The sequence below is a fragment of the Mycobacterium sp. NTMscope_MAC_12 genome, from assembly GCF_976985675.1.
In genome coordinates this window covers 2,593,784-2,611,369 of record NZ_CDRJYY010000001.1, presented here as the reverse complement: position 1 = coordinate 2,611,369, position 17,586 = coordinate 2,593,784, and the positions used below count along the sequence as shown (strand labels likewise).

The window sequence follows — 17,586 nt, the reverse complement described above, 5'->3', positions numbered from 1 at the left end:
CGCCCTGTGTCGCCGCTCGTTGCGTGCACGCGGGTGCGGTTTCGGATATCGGGAACGTATATTGAATTCCCTTGTGTCACTGTGTTTTCTGTGGTCACAATGCGGGGTTTTCTGTCGGTGGGTCTTCGTAATGTCTGCGGCATGGGTTCGAGTACGCGTGAGGAGATCGTCGAAGCCTTCGACGCGCTCGACGCCGCCCTCGAGGGCGTGGCAGGGCTGAGTTTTGACGCGCTGGCCCCTCGGGAGTGTGTGGCGCTGTTGGAGCGCTGCGAAAGCGTGCGCCGCCGCCTGCCCGTGCCCGAGCATCAGTTGATCAATCACCTGGCCCGCCAAGCCAGCATCCAAGAACTCGGCGCCAAACTCGATCAGGCCATCGCTGACCGGTTGCGGATCAGCCACACCGAGGCCGGCCGGCGGGTCAAAGAGGCCGCCGATCTGGGCCCACGTCATGGTCTGACCGGTGAACCCTTGCCCCCGGTGTTGGCCGCCACCGCCGCCGCCCAGCGCCGCGGCGAGCTGGGCGCCGGACACGTCGCGGTGATCCGCAGGTTCTTTCGCCGGCTGCCCGGCTGGATCGACCCGGCCACCCGCGAGCGGGTCGAGGCCGATCTGGCCGGCCACGCCGCCTATCACCGGCCCGACGAACTCGACGGCCTGGCCCACGTCCTGGAAGATTGCCTCAATCCCGACGGTCTTTTCACCGATGAGGACCGGGCCCGTCGCCGCGGGGTGACCCTGGGCCGCCAACGACCCGACGGCATGTCGGAGTTGCGGGGCCTGATCACTCCCGAACTACGGGCCACCGTCGAAGCCGTGGAGGCCAAACTCGGCGCGCCGGGCATGTGCAACCCGCTTGATGAGATGCCGTGTGTGGAGGGGACGCCCAGCCAGGCCGCCATCGACGGCGACTCCCGCTCGGCTGCTCAGCGCGGCCATGACGCCCTGCTGGCCGCGCTGCGGGCGCTGTTGGCCTCCGGGGAGTTGGGTCAGCACAACGGGTTGCCGGCCTCCATCATCGTCACCACCACCCTGGCCGAGTTGGAGGCCGCCGCCGGGCGCGCCCTCACCGGTGGGGGCACCATCCTGCCGATGAGTGAGGTGATCCGCCTGGGCCGCCACGCCCACCACTACCTGGCGATCTTCGATAAAGGCAAGGCCCTGGCGTTGTATCACACCAAGCGGATCGCTTCCCCGGGGCAGCGGATTGTGTTGTACGCCAAGGACCGCGGCTGTACCGCCCCAGGCTGCGGGGTTAAGGGCTACTACTGCGAAGTCCACCACACCACGGACTACAGCAAGTGTCACAGCACCGACATCAACGATCTCACCTTCGCCTGCGGCCCGCATCACCGCATGCTCAACCCCGGCGGCTGGAGCACCCGCACAAACGCCCGGGGCGAGACCGAATGGAAACCCCCGCCCCACCTCGAGCGCGGCCAACCCCGCACCAACACCTACCACCACCCCGAAAAACTCCTCCACCACGAACACGACGACGACGAAGAAGCCGACAACCCCGGCGCGGCATAACACTTCGCGATCGCCGCTAGGTCCGATGGCGGCGACCCGCTTCGCCCGGCTGCGCCGCGCTCGCGATCGCCGCGTCTTGCGCCGCGATGTAGCCGTACACCAGACCCTGCGCGATCGTCGCGCCCGCACCCGGATACGTCGTGCCGAACGCGTTCGCGGCGGTGTTGCCGATCGCGTACAACCCGGGGATCACCCCGCCGTCCTCACGCAGCACCCGCGCCCGCTCGTCGGTCCTGAGGCCGCCGCAGGTGCCCAGATCGGACAGCACCACCTTCACGGCGTAGAAGGGGCCTTTGCCCAACGGACGCAGGTTTGGGTTCGGCGTGACCGTCGGGTCGCCGTAATAGCGGTCGTACGCGCTGCGGCCGCGGCCGAAGTCGGGATCCTCACCGACGGCGGCATGGTGGTTGAACCGCGTCATCGTCTCAAAGAACGCCGACACCGGCACCCCGATCCGCGCGCCCAGATCGGTGAGATTATCGGCCTGGGCCGCGATGCCTGCGACATACCAGGCCTGCGGGACGCGCATGCGCGGGAACAGTTCGGCGCCAAAGACATAACTGTTGCGGTACTGCTGATCGAAGATGATCCACATCGCCTCGACCGGGCTGCCGGATCGCTCCAGCTCGAGCACCCGCTGCCCAAACGTCATGTAATCGGTGGCTTCGTTGGCGAACCGGCGCCCGTTCTGGTCGACGATCAGGCAGCCCGGAAGCGAGCGCTCGGCCAGCATCACCGCCGGCGCCTTGCCGGGCAATGGCGCGATGGCGGGGAACCACCACGCCTGATCCATCAGGTCGATGCCGGCGCCGAGTTCCTGGCCCGCGCGGATGCCGTCGCCGGTGTTGGCCGCGGCGCCGAGGCTGAGATCGGCGCCCAACGACTCCGATTGAAACTTCCACCGCATGTCCATGCTGTGGTCGAAACCGCCGGTGGCCAGCACCACGCCGCGCCGGGCGGTGATCGTCACCTCGCGGCCGCCGTGTTCGACGACGGCGCCCGTCACGCGTTCACCGTCGTGGGCGAGGCGCGCGAGCGCGGTATCGGTCCACACGGGGATCCCGGCGCGCAGCACCCCGGTGAACAGCCCGGCCGCCAGGCCCTGACCGCCCGCCGCGTAGCGCCGGCCCAGCATGCGGCCCGCCACGCCCTGCGCCAATCGCTTGCCGTACGTGGGAATACCCTTGCGCGGCATCCGGGCGACGAGGTTCATCCAGCGGTAGTCCGCGCCCGTCGTCGGCATCGGAATACTGACCTCCATCAGGCCGGGCTCCAGCCGGGTGCGGTATTCGCCGAGCAGCGCGGTGTCGAATGGGCGGCATTCGCAGGTGCGCCCGGCCGCGCTGCCGCCGGGCGCCTCGGGGTGGTAATCGGAATAGTCGCGGGCCCAGAACAGCCGCAGCGGCGTCGTGCGGCGCAACATGTCCACCGTCGCCGACACGTGCGCCAGGAACCCGGCCGACCGCTGCGCGGGCGCCGACCCGGCGACCACCGAATCCAGGTAGGCGCCGGCGCTTTCGGCGGTGTCGCCGGCGCCGGCCTCGGCCAGCACCGGGCTGGCCGGCAGCCACAGCGCTCCGCCGGACCGGGCGGTCGAGCCGCCCACATACGACGATTTCTCCACGATCAACGCCGACAGCCCGGATTCGTGGGCGGCCAACGCCGCCGCCATGCCGGTGCCGGAGCCGACGACGAGCAGATCAACGGCGGTGTCGGCCACGGGAAGCCCGGCAGGGATCGTCGTGCTGCGCGTCGTCACGTCCGAAACGGTAGGCCGCGCCGGCGCGCTAACGGAAGAGCCGTCCTGATGAGTGGAACAACGCGGCCCACGTGCCGGCCCGGGGGAGTTGAATCGCGCCCATGACGTCGCAGACTGAGGCCGACGAAGTTCGGCTGATAGAAGCGCAGGCGGCGCCGACGCGGTTCGCCCGCGGCTGGCACTGCCTGGGACTGATAAGGGACTTCGCCGACGGCAAGCCACACGCGATCAACGCCTTCGGACAGAAGCTCGTCGTGTTCCGCAGCGGTGACGGCAGCATCAACGTGCTCGACAGCTATTGCCGGCACATGGGCGGCGACCTGTCGCAGGGCGAGGTGAAGGGCGACGAGATCGCCTGCCCGTTCCACGATTGGCGCTGGGGCGGCGACGGCCGCTGCAAGCAGGTGCCCTACAGCCGTCGCACCCCCAAACTGGCCCGCACACAAGCCTGGACGACGCTGCAGCAGGACGGCTTGCTGTTCGTCTGGAACGACCCCGAGCGCAAACCCCCGCCGTCGGACGTGACGATCCCGCGCATCGAGGGCGCCACCAGCGACCAGTGGACCGACTGGCATTGGTACACCACCGTCGTGGGAAGCAACTGCCGCGAAATCATCGACAACGTCGTGGATATGGCGCACTTCTTCTATATCCACGGCTCGTTGCCCACGTACTTCAAGAACATCTTCGAGGGGCACGTGGCCACGCAATACATGAACGGTGGGAGCCGGCCGGACATGGGTGGCACCGGATCGCAGATGCTGGGGACGACATCGGTGGCGTCCTACTACGGTCCCTCGTTCATGATCGACGACCTGACGTATCACTACGAGCACGGGGACGCCAACACGATCCTCATCAATTGCCACTATCCGATCGACGCGAATTCCTTTGTGCTGCAATACGGCATCATCGTGAAGAAGTCGGAGGTGATGCCGGACGACCAGGCGATGGAGACCGCGATCACCCTCGGCGACTACGTCAAGCTCGGTTTCGAGCAGGACGTGCAGATCTGGCGGCACAAGGCGCGCATCGACAACCCGCTGCTGGTCGAGGAGGACGGGCCGGTCTATCAGCTGCGTCGCTGGTATCAGCAGTTCTACGTCGACGCCGCCGACGTGCAACCGGACATGGTTGATCGCTTCGAGTTCGAACTCGACACGACCCGACCGTACGAAGCATGGATGAAAGAGGTCGAAGCGAACCTCGCGGCCCAGGCGGCGGGTTCCGTGTGATGGCACTCGACGGGTCCGTCAGGACCGACAACCGACTCGTCGACATGGCCATGGCCCCGATCACGTGCCGCGAGTGCGGTGCGCGGGTGCTGGCCCGCAAAAGCAGCTGGAACCAGACGAGTGTGCAGTGGAACGAGCGCGCCTCGGCGAGCTGCATCGAGCGGCGTGAAGCCGAGCGCCTCGCCGGTCATCATCACGGGCCGTTCCTGGTGTGTGCCGCACTGCGGGACTCGATCCAGGCCGCCGTGGCCACAGGAGAATTGGCGGTCGTCGACCCCGTAATGTGATGACCGTGAGTGGTGCAGCACGGGTCGCCGTCGTGACAGGAGCCAGCCGCGGCGCCGGACGCGGTATCGCGGCTGCGCTTGCCGCCCGCGACTGGCGGGTGTATGCGACAAGCCGCACCATCAGCGACGCTCCGCCCGGCATCGTGCCCGTTCGTGTCGATCATGGGGACGACGACGCCGTCAAGGGCCTGTTCGACCGCGTGCACGATGAGTGCGGGCGCCTCGATCTTCTGGTCAACAACGCCACGACCATCTCCGACGAGCTGGTCAGCCCAAAGCCCTTCTGGGAGAAGCCACTCGAGCTGGCCGACGTGCTCGATGTGGGATTGCGATCGTCCTACGTCGCTTCATGGTGCGCCGCACCGCTACTGATCGCCGCCGGCCGCGGCCTGATCGCGTTCACGTCCTCGCCGGGGTCGGTGTGCTACATGCACGGTCCCGCGTACGGCGCGCAGAAGGCCGGGGTCGACAAGATGGTCGCGGACATGGCCGTGGACTTCCGGGGCACCGGGGTCGCGACGGTGTCGATCTGGATGGGCATCCTGCTGACCGAAAAGCTGCGCGCCGCTTTCAGTGCGGATCCGGCGGCGCTGGCCGCGACCGCCGAGCACGCCGAAACACCCAAATTCACTGGGCATTTGATTCATGCGTTGTTCTGCGATCCGGCCCTGGAGGAGCTGAGCGGGCAGGCGCTGATCGGGGCGGAACTTGCGGAGCGTTACGGGATCACCGACGAGGGCGGCCGCCGCCCGCCGTCGCACCGGGAAATGCTCGGCTCGCCCCGGACGCCGAGCAGCGTCGTGGTGCGCTAGCCGGAATCGGATGAACCGTCAGCCACCGAAAACATCGAGCGCTCCGACGTAAGCGCGGTTGGCCTTCACCCGCTCCGTCAGGCACCACGATCCGTCATGGCGGCGCCGCCATGTGTCGTGATAGTCGCCGACCGTGTAGAACCGCGTCGATGGGTCAGCCGCCGAATTCAGGTGCACGTCACGGACATAGGCGCGGCTCACTGCGGTGTCGCCCGTGACGTCGACGACGACATTGCCCAGGAGGTGTTGGGTGGGGCCGCACTTGTCGAGAAACCCGCCAATCGTTTCGATGATCGCCGCGCTTCCCTCCAGGCGCCCTGTCCCGAAATCCCCGTGCGCATCCTCGGCAAGGATCTCGGCCATCGTGTCCCAATCGCGATTGTCCATGGCCCTCGCGAAAAGATTCAGCGCGCGTTCGACGTCGCGTTCGTCGCAGAGAGCCTGCAATCGTTCGTCATCCATGTGGCTGTTCCCTTGGCCTAGGTGTGCGCCCCGCCGTCGACGCGGATCTCGGTGCCGGTGATGAATGCGCCGTCGTCGGAGGCCACCATGGCGATCACCGCGGCGACCGCACTGGCGTCGCCGAGTATTTCGCTGTCCTTGCCGTGCAGCAGCGGAGTCTGCTTGGCCCACAGGCCGAGGTCATACCCGTCGGGCATTTTCTCCAGCGTGCTGTTGGCCAAAGCCGTTGAGATCCCGCCGGGTTGGATGTTCACCGCGCGCAACCCCTGCTTGGAGTACTCCAGCGCCAGCGAATGGGTGAAACTCAGGATGCCGCCCTTGCTGGCGGCGTACGCGGCCATGTAGGGGTGGGCGAACGACGCGGCGGTGGAGGTGAAGTTGACGACGACACCGCGGCCGGATTCGAGCAGCGCCGGCAGCGCCTGGCGCGTCATCAGGAAGGTGCCGGTCAGGTTGACCGCCAGCGTCCTGTTCCAGTCGGCCAGCGTGGTCTGGTGAGTGTGCGAACAGGTCTGCACGGCCGCAACATTGACCAGTACCTCGAGGCCGCCCAGGTCGGCCACCGCGGCATCGACGGAGGCGATCACGTCGTCCTCGGCGGAGATATCGAGCACCGCGGTGGTCAAGCGCTTGGCGGTGCCGGCGTCGTCGGCGGCGGCCGCCGTGCGCGCCAACCCCTCCGCGGCGACGTCGTAGGCCACGACCGTCGCCCCCTCGTCGAGCAGCCGGGCCACGGTGGCCTGCCCGATGCCGGAGCCGGCTCCGGTGACGATGGCCCGCCGATCGGCGAAACGATCCATCAGTGCAGACCTTTCGTTCATGCCAGTTGGAAGGCGCTGATCGGGGCTTCCTCCGGGTACGCGGTCGGCCCGCCGAGGTCGTAGGCGGCGTTGAGCGCGGCGATGAACGCCGGGTCGTGCAGCGGTTCACTCGGGATGTCGAGCTTGATGCCCTTGGCCTTGAGGTCATCGACCATGATGTCGATGGCCTTCTCGACGGTCAGGTCATCCGAGCCTTCCATGTTCTTTTTCAGCTCGTCGTAGTCGGAGAACACTTCGGCCGACCAGTGCACCAGGAACCGGAGTTCGTCGGTGTGGTGGCGGGCGATCACGTCCTCGCCGTTCTTCAGCAGCCAGTGGTCGCGGCTGGCGGGGTCTCCCGCGAACACGGTGTCGAAGGCCAGGCCCGCCGGAATTTGTTGGTCCAGTGGGCCATTCGCCTCGCCGCGGTGCACCATCATCTCGTTTTGCACCACCACGCCGCGGTTGTTGATCGGCGGCAGGATGCGCTGGGGCGCCTTGAGCGGCCCCTGCGGCCAGTAGGTGAATCCGCTGCCGGCGTCGAGTGAGAACCAGGTGATGACCTGCGCCATCTTGATCAGATGGTCGCGGAACAGGCCGGATTTGCCCATGACGCTGGTCAACCATGTCGGGGCGTTCTCGTGGCGGACGCCGCGGAAGCTCGGCGAATCCAGGTGGCCAGGGTCGCGATTGGCGCAGGGCCCGTTGATGTTGAACAGCATCAACTGGGGCTTGGCGTATTCGGCGTTCCAGTAGTTCTTGGCCATGTCCAGGAAGCGCTCGTTGTAGAAGCAGTCATGTAGTTGCGGGTAGAGCACCGCGCCGTAGTTGGCGAGGTAGCCGCGGAAGGTCGGGGTCAGGAACAAGTCCAGCGAGGGGGAGAAGCCCTCGGGGAACATGCCGCTCATCGTCGCCATCAATTCGTCGGCCGACGCGAAGTGTTGAGCGATGATCAGCTTCCACGGGCCTTCGGTGCGCACCACGTCGAGCAGGCGCTCACGCTGGTCGTCGGTGTAGACGTTGTCTATTTCGCGGGGTGGGGCGGCCGGCCGCAGCACGTCGGAAAGCTCCATCCGGCGCTCGTCGGTGAGCATCAGCGGTCTCCTTTGCAGTTCGAGATCGGTTGATTGTGCGCAGTGTCACCGCGATTCGGTGGACGGCTGTCCGGTGATCGGGACGTCAAAAATGGAGCGGATGGGCGAACTTCGCCCGAAGCAGGGCCCCGACCTCCGCGAGGGCCAGCCGGCCCCGCGCGGTGGCGTCGGAACGCATCAAAAATCCGTGGTACATGCCGGGATAGCGGGTGACGGTGGTCTGCACGCCGGCGTCGCGCAGCCGGGCCGCGTAGCGCTCACCCCAGTCCCGAATCGGATCGCAGCCCCCGGTGACCACGATCGCCGGCGGCAGACCCGACAGATCGGTCGCATATGCCGGTACGAGATACGGGTCGGTGGGCGGTCCGGCGTCGCCGTCGACCACCGCGTGCATGTAGTCGATGTCGTCGCGGGTGAGCAGCGGCGCGTCGGGCATCGCCGCAATCGAGGCGACGGACATGTCGCGGTCCAGGCCGGGATACAGCAGCACCTGTGCGCAGATGGCCGGTCCGTCGCGATCGCGCGCGGCCAGCGCCACCGCCGCCGCCAGCGAACCGCCCGCGCTGTCGCCGACGACCGCGAGCCGCTCGGCGTCGACGCCCAGTTGGTCGGCGTTGTGCGACACCCATTCCGTTGCGGCGTAGGCGTCGTCGAACTGCGCGGGCGGCGGTGCCTCCGGGGCCAACCGGTAGTCCACGGCGACGACGACGGCCGCCGCCGCCGAGCCCAGCTCGCGTGCCAAGGGTTCGAACGAGCGGTTGGAGCCCATCACCAGCCCACCGCCGTGTAGGTAGATCAACACCGGTGCACCGGAATCCGTTGTCGGACAATAAATCCTGACGGGGACAACGCCGGCGGCGGTGGGTGCGAGCGTCTCGGTCACGGCCGCCATCTCGGGCATCGCCTCGGGCGGCGGCGCGGCCTCCAGCCCGGCGCGCACCGCGGCCAAACCCCGCTGCCGCATCGGGGCGATCTCGCCGAACGAGGCGATCCGGGCGGCCGCGTCGGGATCCAGTGCGGGAGAAGTCATGTCGCCGCCACGTCAGTGCGGTGCGGATTCGAACCGGGTCTCGGTCCGCAGTCGTGGGGGCTGTTGCGCGGCAAGCACATTGGCTCGCTCTGTCATCGCGGCGCCGACGCTGTCCGGGTGGGTGTGCAGGTAGAAGCGCCCCTCGGCGGACTGCCCGAAGATCGTCTCGGCGGCCTCCAGCGGATCCATGGACGCGGTCTTGATGCCGAGCATGGTCGAGCGGTGGGTTTCGGCCGCGGCCACATCGGTGGCCGCGCCGGGGTCGACGCCGCCCGCGGACTCGAAGATGTTGGAGCGCACCGGCCCGGGCAGCACGGCCTGGACGTGGATGTGATGGGCGTGCCCGGTGGCCTGCACCTCCAGGTGCAAACACTCGGTCAGCGACAGCACCGCGTGCTTGCTCACGATGTAGGGCGCCTGCAGCGGCATCGCCACCACCGCGCCCACCGATGCGATGTTCCACACCCATGCCTGCTCGTCGCTGGCCATCATCTTCGGCAGAAACGCGCGCACGCCGTGGAAGACACCGCTGACGTTGATGTCCATGACGCGTTGCCAGTTGGCCACCGGCGTGTCCCACAGGTAGCCGAACTGTTCGATGCCCGCATTGTTCACCAACAGGCGCACCGGCCCGGCGTCGCGGTAGGCACGGTCGGCGAGGTTCTGCACGGCGTCGGGGTCACGCACGTCGCAGACGACGTCGTGCGCCACGCCGCCGGCCGCGGACAGCTCGTCGCGCAGCGCTGTGGCGGCGTCCCCGTCGACGTCGGCCAGCACCACCGCCATGCCCAACCGGGAGGCGTACCGGGCCAGTCCGGCGCCGATGCCGGATCCTGCGCCGGTGATGACCGCGACACCGCCGCCGAAGGCTGTCTGGGCGTCCATCGCTATGAGCCGGCGCCGCTTTCGGCGTGCATTTCCGACAGCAGAACCGAGTTGGTGGCGTCGAGGACGACGTCCATCTCGGTGAATTCCAGTCCCCGGACGCCGCGCCGGACCCCGACGTTGACCACGCCGCTGGACACCGCGAACGGCACGAAGTTGGCGATCTGGTTGACGAAGATGTAGAACCGCGCGCGGGTGACACCGTCGTCAGGGCCGTCGGTTCCGGTGCGGTGCACGTTGGTGGCGTGGTGCCGCAACGGGTAGGGGCTCTGCTTGCGGTGCTCGGACAGCCATTCCATCACCGCGTCGCGACCGCTGAGCTCCGGTGACATCAGTTCCTCGAAAGGGCTTGCGCCGGAATCGCTCCGGGTCAGATAGTGCACATCCTCGGCGTAACTGGTCGCCAGTTCTTCGTAGTGGGCCTCGTCGTAGTGGTACCAGAAGGACGCGATGAACTCCTGCAGCTCGGCCAGGCTGATGTCGTTGCTCATGGGCACAAGTCAACTCCGGTGTTGTCCCGCTGAGTTTGCCGATGCCCGGTCAGTGGAACACGGTCTGGATTCAGCCGGTGATCAGCTCCCAAAGGGCTCCAGCGCTCGCGTGCATCGCCGCGTCGGTGATCCGTTCGTCCCAATACCGCACCGAGCCGAACTCCGAACGCCACGCGAGCGCCGCGCGGGTGAACTCGTGCAACCGGTGCTCGCGGGTGGTGCCGATCGCGCCGTGCACCTGATGAGCGTCGCGCACCGCCACCGAAGCCGCATGACCGGCACACGAACGTGCCGCGGCCACAAGGAATTCCAGGTGGGGCGCCGACCATTGACTGATGACCCCGGCGTGCAGTGCCGCCTCGGTCGCCGCTCGGGCGAGCGCGGTTTCGGCGGCGATATCGGAGATCAGGTTCTGTACGGCCTGGAACTTGGCCAGGGGGCGGCCGAACTGGACCCGTGCGGCCGCGTGGTCGGTACACAGCTGCAGGATCCGGTCCAGGGCGGCGCTCATTTGGATGGATCGCACCAGCGCGGCTTTCAGCCGAAGCTGGGTGATGAGGGCAAGTCCGACCGGGATCCCTTGCAGGTCCGCCGGATCGGCGGTCACCGTGTCGCGTGGCTCGCCGATCAGGTTGCTGCCCGGGGTGACCGTGAGCTGCTCGGCGGCGACGTCGGCAACTCGGTGTCCGCCCTCGGCTCGCCACACGACCACGATCCGCTCGGCGGAAGTGGCCCAGGGCACCGCCGTTGCGGTTGCCTGTTTGTCGAGCACGCACACGGTCCGAACCGTGTCGTCGGCGGGCATCCCGCTGGCCTCCAGCAGCCAGCAGGCCAATAAGTCGTGCTCGGCCAACGGGATTCGAACCCCGTGGCTGGCGGCCGCGGTCACCAGTTCGGCGGCTTCGTACCAGGTTGCCCCGCTACCGCCGTGCTGTTCCGCACCGGTCAAGCGCACGAGGCCGAGTTCGTCGAGGTGCCGCCAGAGGGCGGGATCGCGCGCGATCGTCGCCGCGGGTGGGTGCTTGTCGCGGTAATCGGAGAAAACCGCGTCCATCATCTCGACGAGGGCGCCGTCAACGTAGGGCCCGGTGCTCATCGCATGCCCAACCCGCGCGCGAGCACACCGCGCAACACCTCGTTGGTGCCGCCGCGCAGCGTGAAGCCGGGCCGCTGATCGACGGCCGCACACACCAGGTCCGAGAAGGCCGAGTCGGGGGCCTCCTGCAGGTCGGCGAATTCGGCGATGTCACCTTCGGTGGTGGTGCCCAGCACCTTGACGACCGCGGCCGGTAGGTCCGCGGCTTCGTGCCGTTCCAGCGCACCCGCCACCGCGGTGGACATCTGATGTAGGCCGGCGATGCGCGCCACCAGGCGCCCCATATTGGGGTCGCGGGGGATGGCGTTCGACGCCATGCGATCGGCGCAGGCCGCCAACAGCACGAACGTGGACAGGAACCGCTCGGGCCCGCTGCGTTCGAAGGCGAGCTCGGAGGTCACCTGTTGCCAGCCGTTGCCGATTTCACCGAAGACCATGGCGTCGGGGACGAACGCCGAATCCAGGATCACCTCGTTGAAGTGGTGGGCGCCGTTCATCGACACGATCGGCCGGATCTCGACGCCGGGTCCGCGCAGGTCGACGATGAACTGGCTCAGGCCGGCGTGCCGGTTCGCGGGGTCCACCGCTGCGGTGCGCGCGAGCGCGATGAACGCGTGCGCGAGGTGGGCACCCGACGTCCACACTTTGGTGCCGGTCAGCGACCAGCCACCGTCGACCTGCACCGCCCGGGTGTGCACGCTGGCCAGATCGGAACCGGAGTCCGGCTCGCTCATCCCGATGGCGAAGAAGCACTCGCCGCGCACGAGCCGGGGCAGGAACTCCGACTTCTGGTGCTCTGTCCCGTATTTGAGCAGCGAGGGCACGATTTGGCGATCGGCGATCCAGTGTGCCGCCACGGGTGCGCCGGCGGCCAGGAGTTCCTCGGTGACGACGAACCGTTCCAGGAATGAGCGCCCGTGCCCGCCGTATTCGGCCGGCACCGTCATGCCCAGCCAACCGCGCGCGGCGAGGGCGGCGGTGAATTCTTCGTCCCACCCCGTCAGCCAGGCGTCGACGGACGGGGTGAACGCCCCCGCGGCCGATTGGTCGGCCAGGAAATCGCGCACCTCGAAACGCAGGTCCTCGGTCGCCGCGGTGTCGACGCCGGCGGGCGGCACCAGGCGCGGGAGTGCCATCAGCGTGCCTTCCACTTCTCGATGCGCCGCGCGTGTTCGGCGGAGCGGTGCGCCAGCGGTTGCATGGCCGCGGCCATGCCGAGCGTGGCATCGAGCGAGCCCGTGCGGGACTCCCGAAGTAGCCGCTTGGCCATTCGCAGCGCGTGGGGCGGATTCTTGCCGATCCGCTCGGCCAGCGCCCGGGTCTGCGGCAGCAGGTCGTCGTGCGGCACCACGCGGCTGACCATGCCCCATTCCAGGGCGGTCGCCGCGTCCACGCGATCGCCGGTGAACGTCATCTCGGCGGCGCGTTCGTAGCCCACCGCACGTGGCAGGAACCAGGTGCCGCCGTCGCCGGGAATCAGGCCGAGCTGCACGAAACTCTCCGCGAACGACGCGCGCTCCGATGCGATCCGGATGTCGCACATCATCGCCAGGTCGCAGCCGGCGCCGACGGCCGCGCCGTTGACCGCGGCGATCAGCGGCACCTCGAGCAGTTGCAGCGCCCGCGGGATCCGCTGGATTCCGGCGATGTAGGCGTGCCGTTGGTCCAGAGCGTCGAGACCGAACATGCCGGCACGGTCGGCCATTTCCTTGACGTTGCCGCCGGCAGAGAAGATCTTGCCCGCGCCCGTGAGGATCACCGCGCAGATCGAGGTGTCGGCGTTGGCGGCGTCGACGGCCTCCTCGAACGCGGCGATGAAATCCTTGCCGGTGATCGCGTTGCCCATGTCGGGCAGGTTGATCGTCCAGACCTGTGTCGGTCCGACGGTGGCGATATCGAGAGGCGCGGTCATGCGGGCAACTGTAGGGACTTGGTCTGCAGGTACTCCTCGAACCCCGCGCGTCCGAGCTCGCGCCCGATGCCGGACTTCTTGTAGCCGCCGAAGGGGGCGACCGGGTTGTACGTGCCGCCGTTGATGTCGAGCTGACCGGTCTGGACACCGCGCGCGAAGGCGATGGCGCGGTCGATGTCACCGGCCCACACCGCGCCGGACAGGCCGTAGGGGGTGCAGTTGGCGATCCGCAGGGCGTCGGCGTCGTCGTCGAACGGGATGACCGCGAGGACGGGCCCGAACACCTCCTGCTGGCCCAGCTCCGAGTGGGGGTCGACGTCGGCGAAGACCGTCGGCGCGACGTAGTAGCCGACGTCGCGGACCTTCTCGGCGCCGCCGGTGACCAGTCGGGCACCGTCACGCACGGCGCGCTCGATGTAGCCCAGCACCGTTCCGAACTGCTTGGCCGAGGCCGAGGGGCCGATCCGGATGGCCGGGTCGAACGGGTCTCCCACGGTGTATTTCGACGCCGCCGCCCGCGCCATGTCCAGTGCCTCGCCGTACCGGGACCGCGGCACCAGCATCCGGGTCCAGGCCATGCAGGTCTGGCCGCCGTTGAGGAAGGCGTTGCCGACGCCCACCTTGACCGCGGTGGCCAGGTCGGCGTCTTCGAGGATCACGTTGGCCGACTTGCCACCCAGCTCGAGCGCCACCTTCTTCACCGTGCGCCCCGCCAGTTCGCCGACCCGCGCCCCGACGTCGGTCGAGCCCGTGAACGAGACGAAGTCGACGTCGGGATGTTCGGCGAGCCGCTCGCCGATCACGGCGCCCGCCCCCGACACCAGATTCACCACGCCGGCGGGCAGGCCCGCCTCCGCGACGGCCTCCACGAATTCGAACACCGACAGCGGCGCCTCGTTGCTGGGCTTGAGCACCACCGTGCAGCCGGCCGCGATCGCCGGCAGCACCTTCGCGACCACCTGGTACAGCGGGTAGTTCCACGGGGTGATCGCCCCGACCACGCCGTAGGGCTCCCGCAGGACCAGCGAATTGCCCACGCGCTCTTCGAATTCGAAGGAGTCCAGCACGCCGGCGAAACCCCGGGCCACCGCCAGCGGTACCTGCGTCTGCACGGTTTGGGCGATGCGCAGCGGGGCGCCCATCTCGCGGCTGATGGTCTCGGCAATGTCGGGCAGCCTCTTCTCCATCGCGGCGATCACCGCGGCGACCCGCTCTCGGCGCTCGGCGACGCCGATCAGCGGGTCGAACGCACGCCGGGCGGCGGCCGCCGCCGCGTCCACGTCGGCTTGCGTGCCGGCGGGCACCGAACCGATCGGCTTCTCGGTCGAGGGGTCGATCACCTCGATGGCATCGCGCCCGGCGGGCTCGACCCATTGCCCGTCGATGAACAGCGTGGTGCGGTCGTAGTCGTGCATGGTCTTCTTTCGGTCAGGGGACAATGCTGGCGCGGACGTCGCGCCTGCCTTCGGCGGCCGCGAAGGCCTCATTGATGTCGTCGAGCGAATAGCATTTCGCGGCAAGGTGACTCAGTGGCAGCCTGGCTTGGTTCTGTTCCAGGAAGGCCAGCGCCCGCGACAATACCTCCGGGTCGTACAGCGACACTCCGATCATCGTCTTGTTGGCGAACACGAATCGGGAAGGATCGAACTCGAAGGTCTTGCCGATGTTGATGTTGCCGATCTCGACGTAGCGGCCGAATTGCCCGAGCAGCTTGAGGCCCTCATCGATCGCCGCCGGGTGGCCCGCCACCTCCACCGCCACGTCGGCCCCCTGCCCATCGGTGAGCTTGCGGACGAGCTTGGCGCGGTCCTTGACGTCGGGCACCTCGGTGATGTCGATGACGTGGTCGGCGCCGAAGGCGCCCGCCAGTTCCAGGCGTTCGGGCACCCCGTCGAGGACGATCACACGTGCCGCCCCGCGCGCCTTGGCGACCGCGACCGCATACAGGCCGAGCGCACCGGCGCCTTGCACGACCACGGTCTCGCCAAGCTGCTGGTCGACCCGCTCGAGGCCGTACATCACCTGCGACAGTGCGCAATTGGCGCCGGCGGCGATGTCGTCGGAAACACCGTCGGGCACGGTGTACACCACCGCGCCGGCCGGCAGCAGGTAGTAGTCGCCGTATCCGCCGACGAAATACGGCGGCGCGTCGGCACGGCCGAGCATCGCCATCGTCAAGTTCAGACACGCGTTACGCCGGCCGGCCAGGCAATTCCGGCACCGATGGCAGCAGAAAAAATACGGGAAGACCACCCGGGCGCCCGGTTGCAGAGGTGTGCCGCTGGAATCCGTGCTGACGCCGTCGCCGAGCGCTTCGACCGCGCCGACCATCTCGTGGCCCAGAACGGTCGGCAGCTGACCGCCCAGGCCCCGGGTGGCGAAGGTGCCGTGCCAGGCGTGCACATCCGAGCCGCAGATGTTGGCCCGGGTGACCTTGATCAGGATCTCGCCGGGGCCGACTTCGGGCAGGCTGACGGTTTCGATTTCGAAGGGCTTACCGGGCCCGTCGAAGCGTGCGATGCGGCCTGTGTACACGGGCGACGAATTCCTTTCGGGCAGATGCTGTTTCGAGGTCAACTGAATGCGTGCTCTTCAATACTGAAACGTTCCCGCAGCAAGCGTTTGAGCAACTTCCCGCTGGGGTTCTTCGGCAGCGCGTCGACGAAGAAGACACGTTTGGGCGTCTTGAAGCCGGCCAGATGAGCCCGGCAGTGGGAGAACAGGTCTTCCTCGGAGAGGGTGGCGCCGTCGCGGGGGACGACGGCGGCCACGACGGCTTCCACCCACACGGGGTGGGGCAGGCCGAACACCGCGACTTCCTCAACACCGTTGTGCCGGTAGATGACTTCCTCGACCTCCCGGCTGGCCACGTTCTCGCCGCCGGTCTTGATCATGTCCTTCTTGCGGTCGACGACGTGCAGCAGCCCGTGTTCGTCGAAGTAGCCGAGGTCACCGGAGTGGAACCAGCCGCTCGTGAAAGCCGCCGCCGTGCGTTCCGGGTCATTCAGGTAGCCCGGCGTCAAATGCGGGCTGCGGTGGGCGATCTCGCCGACCACGCCGGCCGCGACGGGGTTGTCCGCGTCGTCGAGGATGGCCGTTTCCACGTTGAGCACCGGCCGTCCGGCCGCTCCGCCGTGCGCGTCCTGTTCGTCGGGTCCCAGCGCGGAGGCCAGCGGCGCCATCTCGGTCTGGCCGTAGAAGTTCCACAGCCGCAGGTTGGGCAGCCGCTCGCGGATCTCGCGCAGGATCTCCACCGGCATGGCCGAGGCGCCGTAGTAGCCCTTGCGCAGGCTGGACAGGTCCACCTGATCGAACACCGGTGAGCGCAGCAGCGAGATCCAGACCGTCGGCGGAGCGAAATAGTTGGTGACGCGGTAGCGCTCGATGGTGCGCAGCACGGTTTCGGGCTCGGGCCGCGGCAGGATGATGCTGGTCGCGCCCAGGTAAATATCGGTGGCCAGGAAGTTGTCCAGCTGCGCGCAGTGATACAGCGGCAGCGAGTGGATCTCGACGTCGTCGGGCGACATCTCGCCCGCGGCAATCGTGCTGACGTACTGCCACATCAGGCTGCGGCTGGTGTGGATGGCGGCCTTGGGGCGCGATTCGGTTCCGCTGGTGTACATCAGCCGCAGGGGTTGGTCGTCGTCGATGTGCGGGCTAGGGACCGGCGCGTCGGTGGTCAGCCACTGGCTGAAATCCGCCCAACCGGGCACGCCCTGGTGTCCCCTCGGCACCAGGGCAACCTTGGCCCTGACCGCCCCACCTCGCAGAATCGCCTCCTCGGCGGTCGGTGTCAGATCCGCCTCGACGACGAGGCCGCCGACCTGACTGTGATCGAGGATGTAGGCGATCTCCTCTGCGGTCAGCATGAAGTTGATCGGGACCAGGACCACTCCCGCACGCGCCGTCGCGAATGCCAGCACGGCGTACTGCCAGCAGTTGCGTGACAAGAGCCCTAATCGGCCGCCGGGCCCAAACCCGCTGTCGCGCAGGGCCGCTGCCGCCCGGTCTACCAGGTCATCGAATTCGGCAAACGTCAGCACGACACCGTCGTCGATGATCGCGATCTTGTGCGGGTGCCGGCGGGCCGATCGCCGGGGGATATCGCCGAGTCCATGGCTACGTGCCCGTTCGATCATGGCGTCGAGGTCATCGGACTGCATGCCGGTCACGGTAAGCGCCGTCGCCCGCGG

Annotated in this window: 16 protein-coding genes and 1 pseudogene; 4 read left to right on the top strand and 13 right to left on the bottom strand. The window is 68.1% G+C overall.

The annotated features are described in order from the left end of the window. Positions 1–141: 141 nt before the first annotated feature. Positions 142–1,530, top strand: a complete 1,389-nt coding sequence (locus AC0KS4_RS12035; RefSeq protein WP_238955950.1) for an HNH endonuclease signature motif containing protein — start codon at positions 142–144, stop codon at positions 1,528–1,530. A gap of 16 nt (positions 1,531–1,546) precedes the next feature. Here the strand turns inward: AC0KS4_RS12035 and AC0KS4_RS12030 are convergent, their stop codons facing one another. Continuing rightward, positions 1,547–3,289 (bottom strand): 3-ketosteroid-delta-1-dehydrogenase, encoded by a 1,743-nt coding sequence (locus AC0KS4_RS12030; RefSeq protein ID WP_238955949.1) that lies wholly within the window; start codon positions 3,287–3,289, stop codon positions 1,547–1,549. A gap of 101 nt (positions 3,290–3,390) precedes the next feature. Here AC0KS4_RS12030 and AC0KS4_RS12025 point away from each other — a divergent pair, with 101 nt between their 5' ends. Genes AC0KS4_RS12025 through AC0KS4_RS12015 form a run of 3 tightly spaced genes read left to right on the top strand, consistent with a single transcriptional unit; the run spans position 3,391 to position 5,623 of the window. Then, the gene (locus tag AC0KS4_RS12025; protein WP_225328724.1) at positions 3,391–4,524 is read left to right on the top strand and encodes a Rieske 2Fe-2S domain-containing protein; all 1,134 of its coding nucleotides are present in this window, start codon (positions 3,391–3,393) and stop codon (positions 4,522–4,524) included. Further along, positions 4,524–4,811, top strand: a complete 288-nt coding sequence (locus AC0KS4_RS12020) for a ferredoxin (RefSeq protein ID WP_225328725.1) — start codon at positions 4,524–4,526, stop codon at positions 4,809–4,811. The genes AC0KS4_RS12025 and AC0KS4_RS12020 overlap by 1 nt, the downstream gene beginning before the upstream one ends. Continuing rightward, positions 4,811–5,623, top strand: a complete 813-nt coding sequence (locus AC0KS4_RS12015; protein ID WP_238955948.1) for an SDR family NAD(P)-dependent oxidoreductase — start codon at positions 4,811–4,813, stop codon at positions 5,621–5,623. The genes AC0KS4_RS12020 and AC0KS4_RS12015 overlap by 1 nt, the downstream gene beginning before the upstream one ends. Before the next feature lie 18 nt (positions 5,624–5,641). Here the strand turns inward: AC0KS4_RS12015 and AC0KS4_RS12010 are convergent, their stop codons facing one another. From AC0KS4_RS12010 to AC0KS4_RS11955, 12 genes and pseudogenes are all read right to left on the bottom strand, one after another. Further along, a complete protein-coding gene (locus AC0KS4_RS12010; protein ID WP_238955947.1) occupies positions 5,642–6,085 on the bottom strand; it encodes a nuclear transport factor 2 family protein in 444 nt (147 codons plus the stop codon). A 17-nt stretch (positions 6,086–6,102) separates the two neighbouring features. Beyond that, positions 6,103–6,885: an SDR family NAD(P)-dependent oxidoreductase gene (locus AC0KS4_RS12005; RefSeq protein WP_238955946.1), complete on the bottom strand. Its 783-nt coding sequence runs from the start codon at positions 6,883–6,885 to the stop codon at positions 6,103–6,105. A 17-nt stretch (positions 6,886–6,902) separates the two neighbouring features. Further along, positions 6,903–7,979 (bottom strand): hypothetical protein, encoded by a 1,077-nt coding sequence (locus AC0KS4_RS12000; protein ID WP_238955945.1) that lies wholly within the window; start codon positions 7,977–7,979, stop codon positions 6,903–6,905. A gap of 45 nt (positions 7,980–8,024) precedes the next feature. Continuing rightward, positions 8,025–9,009: pseudogene (locus tag AC0KS4_RS11995) on the bottom strand (alpha/beta hydrolase). Between the two features lie 12 nt (positions 9,010–9,021). Further along, positions 9,022–9,894 (bottom strand): SDR family NAD(P)-dependent oxidoreductase, encoded by an 873-nt coding sequence (locus AC0KS4_RS11990; RefSeq protein WP_238955943.1) that lies wholly within the window; start codon positions 9,892–9,894, stop codon positions 9,022–9,024. 2 nt (positions 9,895–9,896) lie between these two features. Next, complete coding sequence (locus tag AC0KS4_RS11985) at positions 9,897–10,385, bottom strand: nuclear transport factor 2 family protein (RefSeq protein WP_238955942.1); 489 nt, start codon at positions 10,383–10,385, stop codon at positions 9,897–9,899. A 70-nt stretch (positions 10,386–10,455) separates the two neighbouring features. Continuing rightward, positions 10,456–11,481 carry an acyl-CoA dehydrogenase family protein gene (locus tag AC0KS4_RS11980; protein WP_238955941.1) on the bottom strand — a complete coding sequence of 342 codons (1,026 nt, stop codon included), beginning with the start codon at positions 11,479–11,481 and terminating at the stop codon, positions 10,456–10,458. After that, positions 11,478–12,617 carry an acyl-CoA dehydrogenase family protein gene (locus tag AC0KS4_RS11975; protein WP_238955940.1) on the bottom strand — a complete coding sequence of 380 codons (1,140 nt, stop codon included), beginning with the start codon at positions 12,615–12,617 and terminating at the stop codon, positions 11,478–11,480. Before AC0KS4_RS11975 ends, AC0KS4_RS11980 begins: the two co-directional genes overlap by 4 nt. Further along, positions 12,617–13,393, bottom strand: a complete 777-nt coding sequence (locus tag AC0KS4_RS11970; protein ID WP_238955939.1) for a crotonase/enoyl-CoA hydratase family protein — start codon at positions 13,391–13,393, stop codon at positions 12,617–12,619. Before AC0KS4_RS11970 ends, AC0KS4_RS11975 begins: the two co-directional genes overlap by 1 nt. Beyond that, positions 13,390–14,808, bottom strand: a complete 1,419-nt coding sequence (locus tag AC0KS4_RS11965; protein WP_238955938.1) for an aldehyde dehydrogenase family protein — start codon at positions 14,806–14,808, stop codon at positions 13,390–13,392. The genes AC0KS4_RS11970 and AC0KS4_RS11965 overlap by 4 nt, the downstream gene beginning before the upstream one ends. A 13-nt stretch (positions 14,809–14,821) precedes the next feature. Further along, on the bottom strand, positions 14,822–15,928 hold the full coding sequence (locus AC0KS4_RS11960; RefSeq protein WP_238955937.1) for a zinc-binding dehydrogenase: 1,107 nt from the start codon (positions 15,926–15,928) through the stop codon (positions 14,822–14,824). Between the two features lie 38 nt (positions 15,929–15,966). Then, on the bottom strand, positions 15,967–17,565 hold the full coding sequence (locus tag AC0KS4_RS11955) for an acyl-CoA synthetase (protein WP_238955936.1): 1,599 nt from the start codon (positions 17,563–17,565) through the stop codon (positions 15,967–15,969). Between the last annotated feature and the right edge of the window lie 21 nt (positions 17,566–17,586).